Source organism: Pseudomonas atacamensis, assembly GCF_017167965.1.
Classification (GTDB): Bacteria; Pseudomonadota; Gammaproteobacteria; order Pseudomonadales; family Pseudomonadaceae; genus Aquipseudomonas; species Aquipseudomonas atacamensis.
Genome location: NZ_CP070503.1, coordinates 3,701,572 through 3,717,614 on the forward strand (window position 1 = coordinate 3,701,572; position 16,043 = coordinate 3,717,614).

Sequence of the window (16,043 nt, forward strand, 5' to 3'; positions counted from 1 at the left end):
GCGGTCATGCAGACCCCGGCATTGCTCCTACAGTTGATAACGACTCGCACTGAGTCGTCGTACCTCTGCGCAAACGGTCCGCGTACATCGCGGTTGTCCATCACAGGTCAGGAGTAACGAATATGGGCTTTGTCACCACTCGAGACGGCGTCGATATCTTCTACAAGGACTGGGGCCCGCGCGACGCGCCGGTAATCCACTTCCACCACGGCTGGCCGCTCAGTTCCGATGACTGGGATGCGCAGATGCTGTTCTTTCTCGCGCAGGGCTTTCGGGTGATTGCTCATGATCGACGCGGGCATGGCCGATCCAGCCAGGTCTGGGACGGCCATGACATGGATCACTACGCCGACGATGTGCTGGCAGTGGTCAATCATCTGGGTACGAGCAACGTTGTGCACGTCGGCCACTCCACCGGCGGCGGCGAAGTGATCCACTACATTGCCCGACATGGTCAGGACAAGGTCAGCAAAGCGGTATTGATCAGCGCCGTACCACCGCTGATGGTGCAGACCGAAAGCAACCCGGGCGGTTTGCCGAAATCGGTGTTCGATGGCTTTCAAGCGCAGTTGGCGGCGAATCGCGCACAGTTCTATCGCGATGTGCCGAGCGGCCCCTTCTACGGCTACAACCGCCCGGGCGCCGAGCCGGCGGAAGGGATCATCGCCAACTGGTGGCGCCAGGGCATGATCGGCGGCGCCAAGGCGCATTACGACGGCATCGTCGCGTTCTCGCAGACCGACTTCACCGAAGACCTGAAAAAAGTCACCGTGCCGGTGCTGGTCATGCACGGCGAGGATGACCAGATCGTGCCCTACGCCAACTCCGCACCGTTATCGGCGAAACTGCTGCCCAACGGCACACTGAAGTCGTATCCCGGCTTCCCGCATGGCATGCCGACGACGCAGGCTGAAACCATCAATGCGGATTTGTTGGCGTTTATTCGCGGCTAACAGAGCTGAGGATGTACCCATAGCAGCGGACACCACAAAACAAATTGTGGGAGCGGGCCTGCTCGCGAAAGCGTTCGTTCAGCCACTTACGTATTGACTGACCCAACGCCTTCGCGAGCAGGCTCGCTCCCACAGTTGAAATTGGGTATACCCGTCAGAGACTGGTCGGCTGGAAGGCCGCCATCGCTGGCAAGCAAGCTCCCACAGGGATCAGGGTAGATCCGCTGCACACTCGTATCTCTGAGATAGCTATCGCGAGCAAGCTCACTCCCACAGAAATTGCAAGCGTGCTGAAGGCTGAATCAATCCCCTACCCCTCTGCCCGCCCTTTGCGTTCACGATCACCACGGTAATGCCTGGCCAGCGGAAAATCCGGCAACCACGATTCACGCCGCACAATCCAGCTCTCATAGGTCGGCTTCAACTGATCCGGCGCATCCAGCGCGCCGAGGTTCACCTCGACCTCATCACCACTGCGGTTGAACACCGAAGAACCACAGCGCGGACAAAAGTGCCGCCCTTGATACTCATGGGTTTCACCGCTGATGGTCACCGCGTCCTCAGGAAAAATCGCCGAGGCATGAAACAGCGCGCCGTGGACCTTGCGACAGTCCAGGCAATGGCACAATCCAACCCGGTAAGGCTCGCCAGAGGCTTGAAAACGCACATCGCCGCACAGGCATCCGCCGGTAAATGCAGTCATGGTTCAGCTCCATCGCGCTCGTGGTGTCATGCCCCCAGAGCCTATAACAGTCGGTGCTGCAATGCAGGCGATGTTTCAGATGAAAAAGCTTGATGTGGCGACACTGCAACGGGCATTCACCGGCCAGAGCTAATACACTCAGACGCTGACCTGCCGGGACGATCACGATGAAACACCCCACAGCGAAAAACCCCGAGAAAGCCCCGCGCTTCTGGCGCGACGACGCCCTGCCCTTCATCGAAGCGCGGGCCATCGCGGATGGGCGTGAAGTCTGTTATGCGCGGCATTCCCATGCGCATTTTTCCATCGGCGCGATCACCGCCGGGCGCAGTACCTATGTGCATGAGCAGGCGCAATTTGAGGTGGCGGCTGGCACCGTGGTGCTGATGAATCCCGGCGATGTGCATGCCTGCAATCCGATCGATGATCAGCCTTGGTCGTATGTGATGTTGTATGTCGAAACGCCGTGGCTGACGGATTTGCAGCATCAATTGGGGTTTGCCGGGGAGCTGGAATTTCGCCGATTTTCCGACACGCATCTGACTGATGCCGAGCTGTTTGGCAAATTGATGGGGTTGTATGAGGTTCTGCTCGACGACCAGGTGGAGGCGCTGGCGAAACACAGCGCAGCGGTTGAGTTTTTCAGTGATTTGCAGGTCCGCCTGAATCCAGCGGACGAGCCCGTTGCCGAGCCGAATTTCAAGCTGGAGCGCGCCGCTGATTTCATCCGTGGACATTGCACCGAAGTGCTGAGCCTCGAGGCAATTTGCGCGGCGGCGCAACTATCGCCGTCATACCTGATTCGTGCGTTCAGGCAGCGTTACGGGATGACGCCCCATGCCTTCCTGGTCAACCAGCGCATCCAGTTCGCCCGCGAGCGCTTGCGCAGCGGCCAGTTGATTGCCGACGTCGCGCTCCAGGCCGGGTTTGCCGATCAGGCGCATTTTCAGCGAGCGTTCAAACAGCATCTGGCGGCAACGCCGGGGCAGTATCGCGGCTGACTTCATACTCGAAGTTGAACCCAGCCCCCCTTGTGGGAGCGAGCCTGCTCGCGAAAGCGGTGTGTCATTCAACACTTCACTGACTGATCCATCGTATTCGCGAGCAGGCTCGCTCCCACAGGGGGTTGTGGTGGGCCTGTGAATCAAGTGAACAGCAAATAAAGCGCACTCACCGCCAGCAACAACGCCATCAATCGATTGAACCAGCGCATCCCCGCTGCATTGCTCAGATACCCGCGCAAGAACGTCCCGGCATACGCCCAGCAGCCCACCGACAGATAGCAGATCACCAGATACACCGCCGCAAACTGCCAGACCAGCCGCGCCTCGCCATCAGCGACAAACGCGCCCATGCCGGCCACGCATGCCAGCCAGGCCTTGGGGTTGAGCCATTGCATCACCGCGCCATAGAGCAGCGACGGCGCGCGGCCGGACTCGCTGGCGTGCAACTGGCCGTCATCGCTGGCCAGTTTCCAGGCCATGAACAACAGAAACGCCACCCCGGCCCATTGCACCACGCGGGTCATGAATGGCCACAACTGCAAGACCTCATGCAGGCCCAGGCCCATCAGCACCAGCAACAGCACAAAACCCAGCGTCGCCCCGGCCACGTGCCGTTGGCTGGCGCGGAAACCGTACTGCGCGCCTGAACTCAAGGCGACGATATTGACCGGCCCCGGCGTGATGGATGCGGCGAGGGCAAACGCCGCCATGGAAAGAATCAGACTCATTGCACACCTGCTTCAAACGAGGAACGAGGTGGCTACGGTAGCAAGCGGGGGATTTGCGGTATTGAAGAAAATGACCCTGAGGCTGCAAATCTGATCGTTCCCACGCTCTGCGTGGGAATGCAGCCCGGGACGCTCTGCGTCCCATTCAGAGCGTGGGAACGATCGAAACCTACAAGGGGCAATCAGGCCAGGCGCGGCACGGTGAAGCGGAATTCGCTGCCCTGCCCCGGCTCGCTCTCGGCGACGATCTGCCCGCCATGGGCTTCGACGATGCCTTGGGTGATGTACAAACCCAGGCCCGTGCCGGTCGGGTTGCCTTCCTTCATCGTCCAGTAACGATCAAACACATGCGGCAAGTGCTCCTTGGGAATGCCTTCGCCACTGTCACGCACGATAAATACAATCTCATCGCCCACCGATTTGGCGTGCACGCCGACCGTGCCCATGCGCGGGGTGAATTTGATGGCGTTGCCCACCAGGTTCGACAGCACCTGAAACAACCGCTCAGGGTCGGCGTGGATGCGCAGGTCAGGATCGGCCTGGAAGGAAATGCTGATGTCCTTGTCATGGGCCAGCGGCGACAGCAACGCTTGGGCCTCTTCAAAGATGTGCCCGACCTCCAGCGCCTGCGGGGTGATGGAGTAGCGCCCGGCGTCGATTTTCGAGGTATCGAGCAGGTCTTCCAGCAACGTGTTCATCCGCGCCGTGGCCTGCTGCATGGTGTCGATCGCCGTGGAAATGCGCCGTGAGGTGTGCGCGCCTTCCGAGCTGAAGGCTTTCTGCATCATGCCGCAGAGCATGGAAATCACCGTCATCGGGTTGCGCAGGTCGTGCGAAACCACCGCTACCAGATCATCGCGCGCCTGCACAGCCGCCTGCTCGCGACGGACCTGACGGGCCAGATCGTTTTCCAGCGCCGAACGGCGCAGGTCATTGGCGGCGAACCGGTCACCGTGGCTCCACTTGGTGGAGATCCCGGCCATCTCGACCTTCCAGATCTCGAACGAGGTGCGCGGACGCAAGCGCATCCCGGCGTCGGAGTTTTCCAGATCCAGCGGCTTGCGCGGGTCGCCGCTCCAGTTGATGTTTTCCTTCACTTCCGGACGGAACCACAGCACGCCGTTGTCCACCGGTTTCGGCAGGCTCATGGCAAGCACACCACTGGCCACCGACTGATACTGCGCCGCCGGCGGGTAAACGCTGGACAGGTGATGGCTGGCGAACACCGGCTCGCCGCGCGCCTGCAACCACTTGTGCAGCGCGCGAATTTCTTCCGGTTCAGGGCAGTTGCCGTAACGGTGCAACTGCTTGTCTTCGATGATCGCAATGCCGCCGGCATTGACCAGCGCCATCAGCGTCGCTGGCTGCTGGGCGAGGCCGTCGAAAACATTTTGCGGCGAATCGACCATCGCCTGATTGAGCCGCGCCAGCGCTTCGACCTTCTCTTCGCGCTGGCGGGTCAACTCAAGGGTTTCCATGGCGCTGATCTGCAATGACAGAACCTGGCCGATGGTCTGGCAAGCCATGCGCAATTCATGCGGCACGTGCAGCGGCTGGCGGTTGCCGCAGCTGATCAGGCCCCAGAGCTTGTCGCCCTTGAGCAGGGAAATGCTCATCGACGACAGCACGCCCATGTTCTTCATGTACTGGCAGTGAATCGGCGAGACGCTGCGCAGCGTGGCGAAACTGAGGTCCAGCGGCGTCTGCGTGTCCGGGCGCAGCTTCGGCACCAGTGGCACCGGCTGATAATCGGCGTTGGGGATGATCCGCAGCCAATTGGTGCGATACAGCTCGCGCGCCTGCTCGGGAATGTCCGAAGCCGGGAAGAACAGGCCGTTGAACACTTCCATCGATGGATCGGACGCTTCGGCGATGACCTGACCGTGGCCCTCCTCCTCGAAGCGATAGATCAGCACCCGGTCGTAACCGGTCATCGCCTGGATTTCCTTGACGCTGATGTCGTACAGGGCCTGCAGCGTGGTCGCCGCTTGCAGGCGCTGGAGCATGCGGCCCAGGTGGGTATTGACCCCGGCGACGTTGCGCGGCTGGAAATTCTTCACGTGAATTTCCAGTTCGAGAATCAGCACGCCCTGATGGCGGTGCAGCAAACCTTCGAATTCAGTGCCGTTGAGCTCGAATCGCAGCGGCGCCGCCTCGGAGAACGTCGCCTGTTCCAAGGCTTGCAGCACTTGCGCGGTGTGTTCGGCGCCGATCAGGCTGTGCAGCGGCTGGCCGATCAAGGATTCGGGCGCGCGGGCCAGCAGGGTTTCGACGTTGGCGCTGACCTGGATGATCTGCAGCGCAGGCTCGGTCAGGGTCAGCAGCAGGCCATGGGGCTGGATCGCGCCGGGAAAGCGGATCGGCTCGTCGGCACAGTTGGCCAGCAGTTCTTCAAAGGCTTGTGGGTCTTGCGGGTTCATGCCAGTACCTCCTGGCGCTCGAGCCACTGCTCGAAACAGCTGAATGTGGTTTGTGCTGCGCTGACCACGGCCGCGCGTTCGCTGGCCGCCATGGGCCGGTTGCTCAGGTATTCGATGAACTCGCGCCAGCGCCGCCCGGTGGCCGCGCCGTAGACATCGAGGAAGGCAGCGCCATTGTCGGCGTCCAGATTCAGCCGCGCGGCGATCTCCCGACGCAGGATCTGCCCGCCGAGAGTCGCGCCTTCGAGCACGTACAAAACGCCGAGACTGGCGGCGCTGGAATCAATGACTGGCAGATCTTCACACAGCGGCAAATCATCAGCGGTTGCCCCCAGTGCGCGCAGGTCGGCGCGCAGGGTGTCAGCCTTCAGACGAGGCAGCAGATTGAAATCGTCCGGGACCGCGCCACTGGCGAGCAACGCCTGTTCGAGCGGCTGATAGAACCCGTAATAGGCCTGCATCAAGCGCTCGAAAGCGGGGGTATCGAGGGTGTCGGAGAAAAAAGGAAGGCGTTTTTCCAGTGCGATGTGCAGTTCGGCTGTGCCGGCCCGCAGATCTTGCAGCACCGGTGGCACATAAACCTCACGGGCCTTTGCTTGCATGTAGATCGCTCTTGGTGGGACCCGGCAGGGGCCATTCTGGGTGGGCTCGACGTGGGGGGAATTTATCACGCCACGCAGCTTTTTCTGCCTGCCGAAGCGTTTTTTCTGTCGAACTGCGACCCTATGACAGGTTCAGAGTGGCGCCGGATCAGAAAAGTTCGACCGACGCCATTATCCTGCCACCGCTGACCACCTCAATCAGCGCCGTCGTTCTGCACCGATGGATCGCCGTTGGCCGGTACGCTGCTGTCGACAACGGGTTTCGAAGGATTGTTTTTTTCGGCCCCGGGATAACCGGGCAGACCGCGGGTATCGCCCGGCGTCATGACATCCTCGTTATCACGGCTGACATCCCAGTCGGTGGTGGCGTTGGGGTCTTCATCGCGCCCGGCCGTGCCGATGGCGAAGCCGTCGTCGTTGGGATTGACGGTTTGGTTAAGCGCTTTGTCGTTGCTGGATGGGTTGCTCATGTGTGCCTCCAGAACACGTTGATCGGACTTGTTTGGAAACGCCCTGGCCGCTCAAGTGCAATGGACAAGACCAACGGTGCATTCGCGGGGCACTGGTCGCCCGGCGTGAACCACCGCAACGGCGCACGGTTCTCAAGAGAAACACTTGCTCGAGCACTGTCATGAGCCACCCGCGATTCGGCATTGAGGAAGAGTACTTTCTCACTGACCTGCAGAGCCTGCGCATGATCGGCAGTCCGCCGCCACAGGCCATCGAGGCTTGCCGGGCGGCGCTGGGTGTGTGGTTTGCCACGGAGATGTTTCAGGGCCAGATCGAGGTGGCTTCGCCGGTATTCAGCGATTTCGCGCACGCCAGTGATTTTCTGCGAGGCAGCCGTCAGGCCTTGCGCGCGGCCCTGGAGCCATTTGCTCTGGGCATGCTCAGCGCCGGCAGTCATCCGCTGGCCGACTGGCGCGAGCAGGTTCCGACCGACGAGGAACACTTCCGGTATCTGTTCGAGCGCTACGGCCATGTCGCCCGCCGCAGCGTGCTGTCGGGCCTGCATGTGCACGTCGAGGTGGCAGAGCCGCTGGATCGCATTGCGGTGATGAACGAAGTGCTGCCGTGGACGCCGCTGCTGTTGGCACTGAGCTGTTCGTCGCCGATCTGGGATGGCGCCACCAGCGGCTTCATGAGCTATCGGCAGACCGTGTGTGACGAGTGGCCACGCATGGGCATCCCGCCGCTGTTCGCCGATCAGCGCCATTACGACGAGCACTTGGCGTTTCTCACGCGCATCGGCGCGATCAGCCAGCCCGGCGAGTGCTGGTGGGGCGTGCGCCCGGCCGCGCGTTTTCCGACCCTGGAACTGCGCATGACCGACGCTTGCCCTCGGGTCGATGATGCGCTGACCCTGGCGGCGTTTTTCCGCGTATTGGTGGCTCATGCCAGTGCGCAGCGGCGGCCCGGTTTGCTGTACGACCAGACCGCGCGTTCGATGCTGGAGGAAAATCGCTGGCGCGCCAAACATCAGGGGATTCATGCGCGCTTTCTGGTCGAAGGCATCGACGGCGACTGTTCGCTCGCGCAGTGGCTGGAGCTGGCCGAGCAGCGCTTTGCCGAGACGGCGCAGATACTGGGTGCAGCGCAGTTGTTCGAGCGTGCCCGGGCGATCATCGACAGCGGCACCAGCGCCGATCGGCAACTGGCGCTGTTCAATCTGGCGTCTGAACAAGCGCAAAACGGCCGTTCGGCCCTCGGGCAAGTGGCCGAGCAGCTGCTTCAAGAAACCGCTGGCTGATCGCTCTCGGACGGGCCTTTGAGTTCGACCTGATTGCCGTCCGGGTCAAAACAGTACAGCGACAAGCCGTAACCCTCGGCGCCAAAACGCCTGGCCGCTTGTTCAACGGTCAGCCCGAACGATTGCAGGTGAGCGATGAGCGCGGCTTCGTCGAACGGTTCGATGCGCAGGCAGAAGTGGTCGACATTGCGTCGCTGCGCCTGCGCCGCGCCACCGCCCTTGCGCCCAAGTTCGCCCGCCAAATCGACGAGATCGATCATCGACGTACCGGCCCGCAAATGCACCAGCCCCAGCGCCTGGTTATGCCTGACCACGTCGGCGCCGAACACCCTGGCGTAGAAATCGATGCTGCGTTGCAGGTCGGCGACGCGCAGGACGATGTGATCGATGTGCTGAATGGAAAAGGGATGCATGGTTTGGCTTCCTCGAAAGCGGCGACCCGCTCATTGTGCTGCACAAGGGAAAAAATTCACTGTCGATTTTTCGGTGGAGCCATCGACAAAGCGGATTTACTCTCACGTCATGAACATACCAGCCGCTGCCCTGCCGCCCCACGCCGAAATGGTTCGCGCCATGCTCGAGCGCGACACTGCCTATGAAGGCGTGTTCTTCACCGCCGTGAAAACCACCGGGATCTTTTGCCGTCCCAGTTGCACGGCGCGCAAGCCGAAACCGGAGAACGTCGAATTCTTCGCCCACGCCGACGAGTGCCTGTGCGCCGGTTACCGCGCCTGCCTGCGCTGCAAACCGCTGGACGCAGCGGCCATCGCCCCGGACTGGGTGCAGCGCCTGCTCAATGCGGTGGACGCCGATCCCGAACGGCGCTGGAGCGATGCGCAATTGCTCGCCGAGGGTATCGAACCGCTGAAACTGCGGCGCTGGTTCAAGCAGCATTTCGGCATGACCTTCCACGCCTGGCTGCGCACACGGCGCCTCGGCATGGCCCTGGGCGGGATCAGGCAAGGCACTTCGATCGATCACGCCGCGTTCGACTCCGGCTACGAGTCGCTCAGCGGTTTTCGCGATGCGTTTCAGAAGTCCTTCCACATCACCCCGGGCCGCGCGGCCAATAGTGAACCGTTGCTGTTCACTCGCCTGACCACGCCGCTGGGGCCGATGATCGCCATGGCCGAGCGTCGTGGGCTGGTGTTGTTGGAATTTCTCGATCGCCCGGCCCTGACCCGTGAAGTCGAAGCGCTGCAGGACCGTTATGGCTACGCGGTTGCGCCGGGTCACAACGCCCACTTGCAGCAGATCGAGGTGCAACTGGCGGATTACTTTGCCGGCAAACTCACTCAGTTCAGCGTGCCGCTGCACCTGCCCGGCAGCGCTTTTGCCCGGGAAGTGTGGGCGGCGCTGCTGCAAATTCCCTATGGCCACACCAGCACGTACGGCGCCATCGCGGCAGGCCTGGGCAAACCTGGCGCCAGCCGTGCCGTCGGCCTGGCCAACGGGCACAATCGCCTGTCGATCGTGGTCCCGTGCCACCGAGTGATCGGCGCAGACGGCTCGCTGACCGGTTATGGTGGCGGACAACCGCGCAAGGCGTTCCTGCTCAGGCTGGAAAACGCCGCACTGCAAATGACTCAACAATTGGCTTTTTGAGCCATGCAATCCAACGCGCAAACAGGGATTTCGATGGGTATGTCCGAATCACCGCAACATGGCTGACATGTATGAGATGGCCAGCGCTTTTCTGGCCGCGATAGACACTGACTGGCAGCGCCATGTCAGCGCCGTCGGCCCGTGCCTGCATCAACCACATCCAGCGCGCGATCCCTATGAATCGCTGGTCCGGGCGATTGCCTATCAGCAACTGCACGCCAAGGCCGGCGATGCGATCCTTGGGCGTTTGATGGGGTTGTTCCCCGGCCAGTCGTTTCCGCGTCCGCAGCAGATTCTGGCTACCGAGGTCGAGCGACTGCGTGCTTGTGGCTTTTCAGCGCGCAAGATCGCGACGATTCAAGGGATTGCCCAGGCGACGCTGGACGGCGTGGTGCCCGATTACCCGACTTCACGGGCGATGGACGATGAAACCCTGATCGAACGCCTGACCAGTTTGCGCGGTGTCGGCCGCTGGACCGTGGAGATGCTGTTGATCTACAGCCTCGAACGCATGGACATCCTGCCGGCGGATGATTTTGGCGTGCGTGAGGGATATCGGCGCTTGAAGGGACTGGAGGTGCAGCCGACGCGCAAACAGATGATCGAGATTGGCCAGGCGTGGAAGCCTTATCGGACGGTTGCAGCCTGGTATCTGTGGCGCGTGGCCAAGGCTTAGACCGCGTTATCGTTCTTCGCGAGCAGGCTCGCTCGCACACTGAATCAGCGTTCGGCGCTCTGTTTCCGCGCTCCCGGGGTGAGGGGGAAATCGAACTGGCGCTGCAAATCTTCAGCCTTGAGAATCTCGAACAACGCCTGCGCCGCCGCCGACAGCTCATTGCCCGGCTCGGTCAACACGCCAATCGCCCGTTCGACAGAATCATTCAAGGTCAGGCAATGCGCACCGAGCTCGCGCATCTGCCCCGCGCACAATGCCGGCACCGCGCTGACCCCAAGCCCGCTGGCAACCATTCGCCCGACGGTCGCCAATTGATGGCTCTCGAACTCCACCGGCAACTTCATTCCGCGCGCCTGCAAATGCTCTTCGAGCATGACCCGCACGGTCGATGGCCGCTGCAGGGTGATGAACGGTTGCTCCAGCAAGGTATGCCAATCGATATCGGCGCGACCGGCCAGCGCTGAATCGGCCGGCACCACGGCGACAAAGCGATCGACATACAGCGGCGTGAACGTCATCGATGTGCTCTGCATCGGCGCGAACGCCACACCGAGTTCAACCTGACGATCGCGGACCATTTCCAGCACTTGCTCGTTGATCACGTCGTTTACCGTGACGTTGACGTTCGGATAACGCGCGCGGAAGCTCTTGAGAATCGGCGGCAGCAGATTGCCGGCAAACGACGGCATCGCCGCCAGCGTCACGCGTCCGCGTTGCAGGCTGAAACGCTGGCGCATCTCGTCTTCGGCATTGTCCCAGTCGGCGATCAAGCGGCGCGCCAGCGGCAGCAGGGACTCGCCTTCCGGGGTCAGCGCGACATTACGCGTGTTGCGGCTGAACAAGCGCCCTCCCAGCCCCTCTTCCAGGGCTTTGATGGTCAGGCTCAGCGCTGACTGCGACAGGTGCAGACGCTCGCAGGCCACGGCGAAGCTCAGGCTATGGGCCACGGCGAGAAAGGCACGGATCTGTTTGATGGTCATGGTCGCTTTGCTCCAGTTGCAAGCTGCAAGCGTCAAGCTGCAAGCCGTGATGCGATGGCCCTGATCGTTCCCACGCTCCTGCGTGGGAATGCAGCCCGTGACGCTCCGCGTCACTGGACGCGGAGCGTCCCTGGAGGCATTCCCACGCGGAGCGTGGGAACGATCATCCCCGAACGCGTATTAGTGAGCTTTATCAATCAATCAACCGCAAAAATCAACTTAACAAATATATTCCGCAGAGAGACACTCCAGTCATTCGGCTAGCCAGCCGCCCGCAAATAATAAAAGAGGTGCCTATGGCAGGTTTCGACAAGCGTGTGTATTCCTACGAGGAAGCGATGGCCGGGCTGGAAGACGGCATGACCGTTATCGCCGGCGGTTTCGGCCTGTGTGGCATTCCGGAAAACCTGATCGCCGAGATCAAGCGCAAGGGCACCCGTGACCTCACCGTCGTTTCCAACAACTGCGGCGTCGATGGTTTCGGCCTTGGCGTGCTGCTCACCGACCGCCAGATCAGCAAGGTCATCGCCTCTTACGTCGGCGAAAACAAGCTGTTCGAAGAGCAACTGCTCAAGGGCGAGATCGAAGTCATCCTTACCCCGCAAGGCACCCTCGCCGAAAAAATGCGCGCGGGCGGCGCTGGCATTCCGGCGTTCTTCACCGCCACTGGCGTTGGCACCCCGGTTGCTGAAGGCAAGGAAGTGCGGGAATTCAAGGGTCGCAAGTACCTGATGGAAGAATCCATCACTGGCGACTTCGCCATCGTCAAAGGCTGGAAGGCCGACCATTTCGGTAACGTCGTTTACCGTCACACCGCGCAGAATTTCAACCCGCTGGCCGCGACCGCCGGCAAGATCACCGTGGTCGAAGTCGAGGAAATCGTCGAGCCCGGCGAACTCGACCCGACGCAGATCCACACCCCGGGCATCTACGTCGACCGGGTCATTTGCGGCACGTTCGAAAAACGCATCGAACAGCGCACCATCCGCAAATAATTCAGGCCTACGGAGAACAACAACATGGCACTTACCCGCGAACAAATGGCTCAGCGCGTCGCCCGCGAAATGCAGGACGGCTACTACGTGAACCTCGGCATCGGCATTCCGACCCTGGTTGCCAACTACATCCCCGAAGGCATGGAAGTCATGCTGCAGTCGGAAAACGGCCTGCTCGGCATGGGCCCGTTCCCGACCGAAGAAACCATCGATGCCGACATGATCAACGCCGGTAAACAAACGGTGACGGCACGGATCGGCGCGTCGATCTTCAATTCCGCCGAATCCTTCGCGATGATCCGTGGCGGCCACGTCGACCTGACCGTGCTTGGCGCCTTTGAAGTGGATGTTGAAGGCAACATCGCTTCGTGGATGATCCCCGGCAAACTGGTCAAGGGCATGGGCGGCGCGATGGATCTGGTGGCCGGCGCCGACAACATCATTGTCATCATGACCCACGCGTCCAAGGACGGTGAGTCCAAGCTGCTGGCCAAATGCAGCCTGCCGCTGACCGGTGCCGGCTGCATCAAGCGCGTGCTGACCGACCTCGCCTATCTGGAAATCGAAAATGGCGCTTTTGTCCTCAAGGAACGCGCACCTGGCGTCAGCGTCGAGGAAATCGTCGCCAAAACCGCTGGTAAACTGATCGTCCCGGATCACGTACCGGAAATGCAGTTCGCTGCCCAGTGAGGAATTCGCACATGCAAGACGTCGTCATTGTTGCCGCCACGCGTACCGCGATCGGCAGTTTTCAGGGCTCCCTGGCCAATGTATCCGCAGTAGACCTGGGCGCGGCGGTGATCCGCCAGTTGCTCGAGCAGACCGGCCTCGACGGTGCGCAGGTCGATGAAGTGATCATGGGCCAGGTGCTCACCGCTGGCGCCGGGCAGAACCCGGCACGTCAGGCCGCGATCAAGGCGGGGCTGCCCCATGCCGTACCGGCCATGACCCTGAACAAAGTTTGCGGTTCGGGCCTCAAGGCTCTGCATCTGGGCGCGCAAGCGATCCGTTGCGGCGACGCCGAGGTGATCATCGCCGGCGGTCAGGAAAACATGAGCCTGTCCAACTACATCATGCCGGGTGCGCGCACCGGTCTGCGCATGGGCCACGCGCAAATCGTCGACACCATGATCAGCGATGGCCTGTGGGATGCGTTCAACGATTACCACATGGGCATCACTGCCGAGAATCTGGTCGAAAAGTATGAGATCAGCCGCGAACAGCAGGACGCCTTTGCTGCCGCGTCTCAGCAGAAAGCCGCCGCCGCTATCGAGGCCGGGCGCTTCGTTGATGAAATCACGCCGATCCTGATCCCGCAGCGCAAAGGCGATCCGGTGGCGTTCAAGGTCGACGAGCAGCCACGCGGCGATACCAGCGCAGAATCCCTGGCGAAACTGCGTCCGGCGTTCAAAAAGGACGGCAGCGTCACCGCTGGCAACGCCTCGTCGCTGAACGACGGTGCCGCTGCTGTGATTCTGATGAGTGCCGAGAAAGCCATATCGCTGGGCCTGCCGGTTCTGGCGAAAATTGCTGCGTATGCCAACGCTGGCGTCGACCCGGCGATCATGGGCATCGGCCCGGTATCGGCGACCCGCCGCTGCCTGGACAAGGCCGGCTGGAACATCGACCAGCTCGACCTGATCGAAGCCAACGAGGCGTTCGCTGCACAATCGCTGGCCGTGGCCAAGGACCTGCAATGGGATCTGGACAAGGTCAACGTCAACGGCGGCGCCATCGCCCTCGGTCACCCGATCGGCGCATCAGGTTGCCGGGTGCTGGTGACATTGCTGCACGAAATGCTCAAGCGCGATGCGAAAAAAGGTCTGGCGACCTTGTGCATCGGCGGCGGTCAGGGCGTGGCTTTGGCGCTGGAACGCGGCTGATACGGAGTTCAAGGTTGACGGCGGATCCACGACATCCGCTGTTGGCTGGCAACAAAAAACCCGGTGCGATTTGCGTTGCACCGGGTTTCTTTTTTGCCTGTCGAAAATCAAGGTGAGTGTTCTGGCCGCTTCGCGAGCAGGCTCGCTCCCACAGGGAAATGCATTCCAGAATGTGGGAGCGAGCCTGCTCGCGAAAGCGCTTGTTCAGGGGCCAACCTTTCAAGGCTTGCGCAGCAAATAGGTATCCATAATCCACCCATGCTCCGCCCGCGCCGCTTTGCGCACCCGTTCGATCTCGTCGGCGACATCCGCCAGCCTGCCGCTGAGCAGAATCTCGTCCGGCGTGCCCAGGTAAGCGCCCCAGAAAATCTCGGTCTGCCGATCTGCCACTTGCTGATAGGAATCTTCGGCATCGAGCATGACCACCAGACTGTTAGCCTCACTCACCTGCCCCGCCGCCAATCGCCGGCCTGTGGTGATTTCTACCGAGCGACCAATCGAGTTCAAGGATATTTTGTGCTGCGCAGCCAGGGCCTGAACGCTGGTGATCCCCGGTATCACTTCGTATTCAAACTGACAGCGGCCTGATGCCTGAATCGCCTGAAGAATCCGCAATGTGCTGTCGTATAACGCCGGATCGCCCCAGATCAGGAATCCGCCGCACTGGCCGTCGGACAATTCTTCATTGATCAGCTGTTCGAAGGTCTGCTGCTTGGCGCGATTCAGTGCATCGACGCTCGCCGTGTAGTCGACATCGCCGCGCTCGCGCTCCGGACTGCTGGCTTCGACAAAGCGATAAGCGTGGTCGGTGATGTAGCGCTCGCAGATGTCCCGACGCAGGTCGATCAGCGTCTGCTTGCTCTGGCCTTTATCCAGCAGAAAGAACACATCGACCCGATTCAGCGCTTTCACTGCCTGCATCGTGATGTAGTCCGGATTGCCGGCGCCAATGCCGATGACCAGCAGCTGTTTCATCAGAATTCCTCGTCAAGGGCCATGCCCGGCAAGCGTAGTCGCCAGATGCCATTGAAGCGCAAGTCGATCATCCCCAGAGGCTCGATGTCGATTGCATTGAACGCCGCGCCTTGCAGCACCTGCATCAGCGCCGCGCGCATGACGAACGGATGGGTGACTGCCACTACATGTCCTGGGGTTTCGGCGATGGAGTCCAGCCACATTGAGACCCGCTGCGTCAGTTGCCTGACTGATTCGCCGCCATGGGGTGCCGCTTCAGGATCGGCCAGCCAGGCTTGCAAAGCCTGGTTTTCGTTGGCTTGCAGATCCTTGATCGATTGGCCGTGCCAGCGTCCCCAATCGCAATCGCGCAGGGCTTGATCAATCTGCGCATCGACGCCAAACCATGCCGCCGTCTGCTGAGTTCTCAACTCCGGGGCACACACCAGCCGCCGCGTTACCGCCAATCGCGCCCTGAACGCGTCGGACGGAACGGCCAGATTTTCAACAGGCTCGTCCGTAGGAAAACGCGCCAGTTTCTGTGCGACGGTTCGCGCATGGCAAATCAGTGTCAAACGGCTACTTGGCACAAGCAGGTTCTCGGTCGAAAGATAAACAAACAATGGCACACAGCCGATACGCGTCGCATTGTGCCGCAAAACCTCGGCGTTCAGGGTTGTCACCGGCCAGTCGCTGAGCTTGGGATAGGCAATGTCTGACACAGCAATCGGCAAAGGACTACAACAGCGCGTTACTTCGACGTAGCCCTTATTACACGGGCACCTTGCAC

Annotated in this window: 17 protein-coding genes; 8 read left to right on the forward strand and 9 right to left on the reverse strand. The window is 61.2% G+C overall.

Annotated elements, in window-relative coordinates; translation table 11 throughout:
• Positions 1 to 122 precede the first annotated feature (122 nt).
• Positions 123 to 953 carry an alpha/beta fold hydrolase gene (locus JWU58_RS16725; protein WP_122746957.1) on the forward strand — a complete coding sequence of 277 codons (831 nt, stop codon included), beginning with the start codon at positions 123 to 125 and terminating at the stop codon, positions 951 to 953.
• Positions 954 to 1,263: 310 nt separating this feature from the next.
• On the opposite strand, the gene JWU58_RS16730 is transcribed toward JWU58_RS16725, so the two are convergent.
• Complete coding sequence (locus JWU58_RS16730; RefSeq protein ID WP_206420570.1) at positions 1,264 to 1,656, reverse strand: GFA family protein; 393 nt, start codon at positions 1,654 to 1,656, stop codon at positions 1,264 to 1,266.
• A gap of 167 nt (positions 1,657 to 1,823) precedes the next feature.
• Here JWU58_RS16730 and JWU58_RS16735 point away from each other — a divergent pair, with 167 nt between their 5' ends.
• On the forward strand, positions 1,824 to 2,657 hold the full coding sequence (locus tag JWU58_RS16735) for an AraC family transcriptional regulator (RefSeq protein ID WP_206420571.1): 834 nt from the start codon (positions 1,824 to 1,826) through the stop codon (positions 2,655 to 2,657).
• 143 nt (positions 2,658 to 2,800) lie between these two features.
• Here JWU58_RS16735 and JWU58_RS16740 read toward each other — a convergent pair whose 3' ends face one another.
• The 4 genes from JWU58_RS16740 to JWU58_RS16755 form a co-directional block, all read right to left on the reverse strand.
• A complete protein-coding gene (locus JWU58_RS16740; protein ID WP_206420572.1) occupies positions 2,801 to 3,388 on the reverse strand; it encodes a LysE family translocator in 588 nt (195 codons plus the stop codon).
• 182 nt (positions 3,389 to 3,570) lie between these two features.
• Positions 3,571 to 5,808 (reverse strand): ATP-binding protein, encoded by a 2,238-nt coding sequence (locus tag JWU58_RS16745; RefSeq protein ID WP_206420573.1) that lies wholly within the window; start codon positions 5,806 to 5,808, stop codon positions 3,571 to 3,573.
• A complete protein-coding gene (locus JWU58_RS16750; protein ID WP_071171835.1) occupies positions 5,805 to 6,410 on the reverse strand; it encodes a biliverdin-producing heme oxygenase in 606 nt (201 codons plus the stop codon). The genes JWU58_RS16745 and JWU58_RS16750 overlap by 4 nt, the downstream gene beginning before the upstream one ends.
• 194 nt (positions 6,411 to 6,604) lie before the next feature.
• Positions 6,605 to 6,880, reverse strand: coding sequence for a hypothetical protein (locus JWU58_RS16755; RefSeq protein WP_122610201.1), 276 nt, complete (start codon positions 6,878 to 6,880; stop codon positions 6,605 to 6,607).
• Positions 6,881 to 7,041: 161 nt separating this feature from the next.
• Here JWU58_RS16755 and JWU58_RS16760 point away from each other — a divergent pair, with 161 nt between their 5' ends.
• Entirely contained in the window at positions 7,042 to 8,160 is a 1,119-nt protein-coding gene (locus JWU58_RS16760; RefSeq protein WP_206420574.1) for a carboxylate-amine ligase, read from the forward strand.
• Here JWU58_RS16760 and JWU58_RS16765 read toward each other — a convergent pair.
• Positions 8,142 to 8,573 (reverse strand): VOC family protein, encoded by a 432-nt coding sequence (locus JWU58_RS16765; RefSeq protein WP_123441699.1) that lies wholly within the window; start codon positions 8,571 to 8,573, stop codon positions 8,142 to 8,144. The genes JWU58_RS16760 and JWU58_RS16765 overlap by 19 nt on opposite strands.
• A 109-nt stretch (positions 8,574 to 8,682) precedes the next feature.
• Between JWU58_RS16765 and JWU58_RS16770 the strand changes: the two genes are divergently transcribed.
• Positions 8,683 to 9,765 (forward strand): bifunctional transcriptional activator/DNA repair enzyme AdaA, encoded by a 1,083-nt coding sequence (locus JWU58_RS16770; protein ID WP_123441700.1) that lies wholly within the window; start codon positions 8,683 to 8,685, stop codon positions 9,763 to 9,765.
• 58 nt (positions 9,766 to 9,823) lie between these two features.
• Entirely contained in the window at positions 9,824 to 10,441 is a 618-nt protein-coding gene (locus JWU58_RS16775; RefSeq protein WP_206420575.1) for a DNA-3-methyladenine glycosylase family protein, read from the forward strand.
• 44 nt (positions 10,442 to 10,485) lie between these two features.
• On the opposite strand, the gene JWU58_RS16780 is transcribed toward JWU58_RS16775, so the two are convergent.
• Positions 10,486 to 11,421 carry a LysR family transcriptional regulator gene (locus JWU58_RS16780; RefSeq protein ID WP_206420576.1) on the reverse strand — a complete coding sequence of 312 codons (936 nt, stop codon included), beginning with the start codon at positions 11,419 to 11,421 and terminating at the stop codon, positions 10,486 to 10,488.
• A 296-nt stretch (positions 11,422 to 11,717) separates the two neighbouring features.
• On the opposite strand from JWU58_RS16780, the gene JWU58_RS16785 reads away from it, so the two are divergent.
• The 3 genes from JWU58_RS16785 to JWU58_RS16795 are packed head-to-tail and all read left to right on the forward strand — an operon-like array spanning position 11,718 to position 14,299.
• The gene (locus JWU58_RS16785; RefSeq protein WP_016774135.1) at positions 11,718 to 12,416 is read left to right on the forward strand and encodes a CoA transferase subunit A; all 699 of its coding nucleotides are present in this window, start codon (positions 11,718 to 11,720) and stop codon (positions 12,414 to 12,416) included.
• A gap of 24 nt (positions 12,417 to 12,440) precedes the next feature.
• Positions 12,441 to 13,106 (forward strand): CoA transferase subunit B, encoded by a 666-nt coding sequence (locus JWU58_RS16790; RefSeq protein WP_016774134.1) that lies wholly within the window; start codon positions 12,441 to 12,443, stop codon positions 13,104 to 13,106.
• 11 nt (positions 13,107 to 13,117) lie between these two features.
• Positions 13,118 to 14,299, forward strand: a complete 1,182-nt coding sequence (locus JWU58_RS16795; protein ID WP_206420577.1) for an acetyl-CoA C-acetyltransferase — start codon at positions 13,118 to 13,120, stop codon at positions 14,297 to 14,299.
• A gap of 219 nt (positions 14,300 to 14,518) precedes the next feature.
• On the opposite strand, the gene cobF is transcribed toward JWU58_RS16795, so the two are convergent.
• Both cobF and JWU58_RS16805 read right to left on the reverse strand, forming a co-directional pair.
• Complete coding sequence (cobF, locus tag JWU58_RS16800) at positions 14,519 to 15,274, reverse strand: precorrin-6A synthase (deacetylating) (protein ID WP_122691976.1); 756 nt, start codon at positions 15,272 to 15,274, stop codon at positions 14,519 to 14,521.
• Positions 15,274 to 15,843: a histidine phosphatase family protein gene (locus tag JWU58_RS16805; RefSeq protein ID WP_123441726.1), complete on the reverse strand. Its 570-nt coding sequence runs from the start codon at positions 15,841 to 15,843 to the stop codon at positions 15,274 to 15,276. Before JWU58_RS16805 ends, cobF begins: the two co-directional genes overlap by 1 nt.
• Between the last annotated feature and the right edge of the window lie 200 nt (positions 15,844 to 16,043).

Bases quoted from the DNA above. Each gene is read 5' to 3' on its own strand.
- JWU58_RS16750 (WP_071171835.1), bottom strand. From the start codon at position 6,410: ATGCAAGCAAAGGCCCGTGAGGTTTATGTGCCACCGGTGCTGCAAGAT.
- JWU58_RS16735 (WP_206420571.1), top strand. From the start codon at position 1,824: ATGAAACACCCCACAGCGAAAAACCCCGAGAAAGCCCCGCGCTTCTGG.
- JWU58_RS16780 (WP_206420576.1), bottom strand. From the start codon at position 11,421: ATGACCATCAAACAGATCCGTGCCTTTCTCGCCGTGGCCCATAGCCTG.
- JWU58_RS16730 (WP_206420570.1), bottom strand. From the start codon at position 1,656: ATGACTGCATTTACCGGCGGATGCCTGTGCGGCGATGTGCGTTTTCAA.
- JWU58_RS16765 (WP_123441699.1), bottom strand. From the start codon at position 8,573: ATGCATCCCTTTTCCATTCAGCACATCGATCACATCGTCCTGCGCGTC.
- JWU58_RS16740 (WP_206420572.1), bottom strand. From the start codon at position 3,388: ATGAGTCTGATTCTTTCCATGGCGGCGTTTGCCCTCGCCGCATCCATC.
- JWU58_RS16785 (WP_016774135.1), top strand. From the start codon at position 11,718: ATGGCAGGTTTCGACAAGCGTGTGTATTCCTACGAGGAAGCGATGGCC.
- JWU58_RS16745 (WP_206420573.1), bottom strand. From the start codon at position 5,808: ATGAACCCGCAAGACCCACAAGCCTTTGAAGAACTGCTGGCCAACTGT.
- cobF (WP_122691976.1), bottom strand. From the start codon at position 15,274: ATGAAACAGCTGCTGGTCATCGGCATTGGCGCCGGCAATCCGGACTAC.
- JWU58_RS16725 (WP_122746957.1), top strand. From the start codon at position 123: ATGGGCTTTGTCACCACTCGAGACGGCGTCGATATCTTCTACAAGGAC.
- JWU58_RS16775 (WP_206420575.1), top strand. From the start codon at position 9,824: ATGGCTGACATGTATGAGATGGCCAGCGCTTTTCTGGCCGCGATAGAC.
- JWU58_RS16760 (WP_206420574.1), top strand. From the start codon at position 7,042: ATGAGCCACCCGCGATTCGGCATTGAGGAAGAGTACTTTCTCACTGAC.
- JWU58_RS16795 (WP_206420577.1), top strand. From the start codon at position 13,118: ATGCAAGACGTCGTCATTGTTGCCGCCACGCGTACCGCGATCGGCAGT.
- JWU58_RS16770 (WP_123441700.1), top strand. From the start codon at position 8,683: ATGAACATACCAGCCGCTGCCCTGCCGCCCCACGCCGAAATGGTTCGC.
- JWU58_RS16755 (WP_122610201.1), bottom strand. From the start codon at position 6,880: ATGAGCAACCCATCCAGCAACGACAAAGCGCTTAACCAAACCGTCAAT.
- JWU58_RS16790 (WP_016774134.1), top strand. From the start codon at position 12,441: ATGGCACTTACCCGCGAACAAATGGCTCAGCGCGTCGCCCGCGAAATG.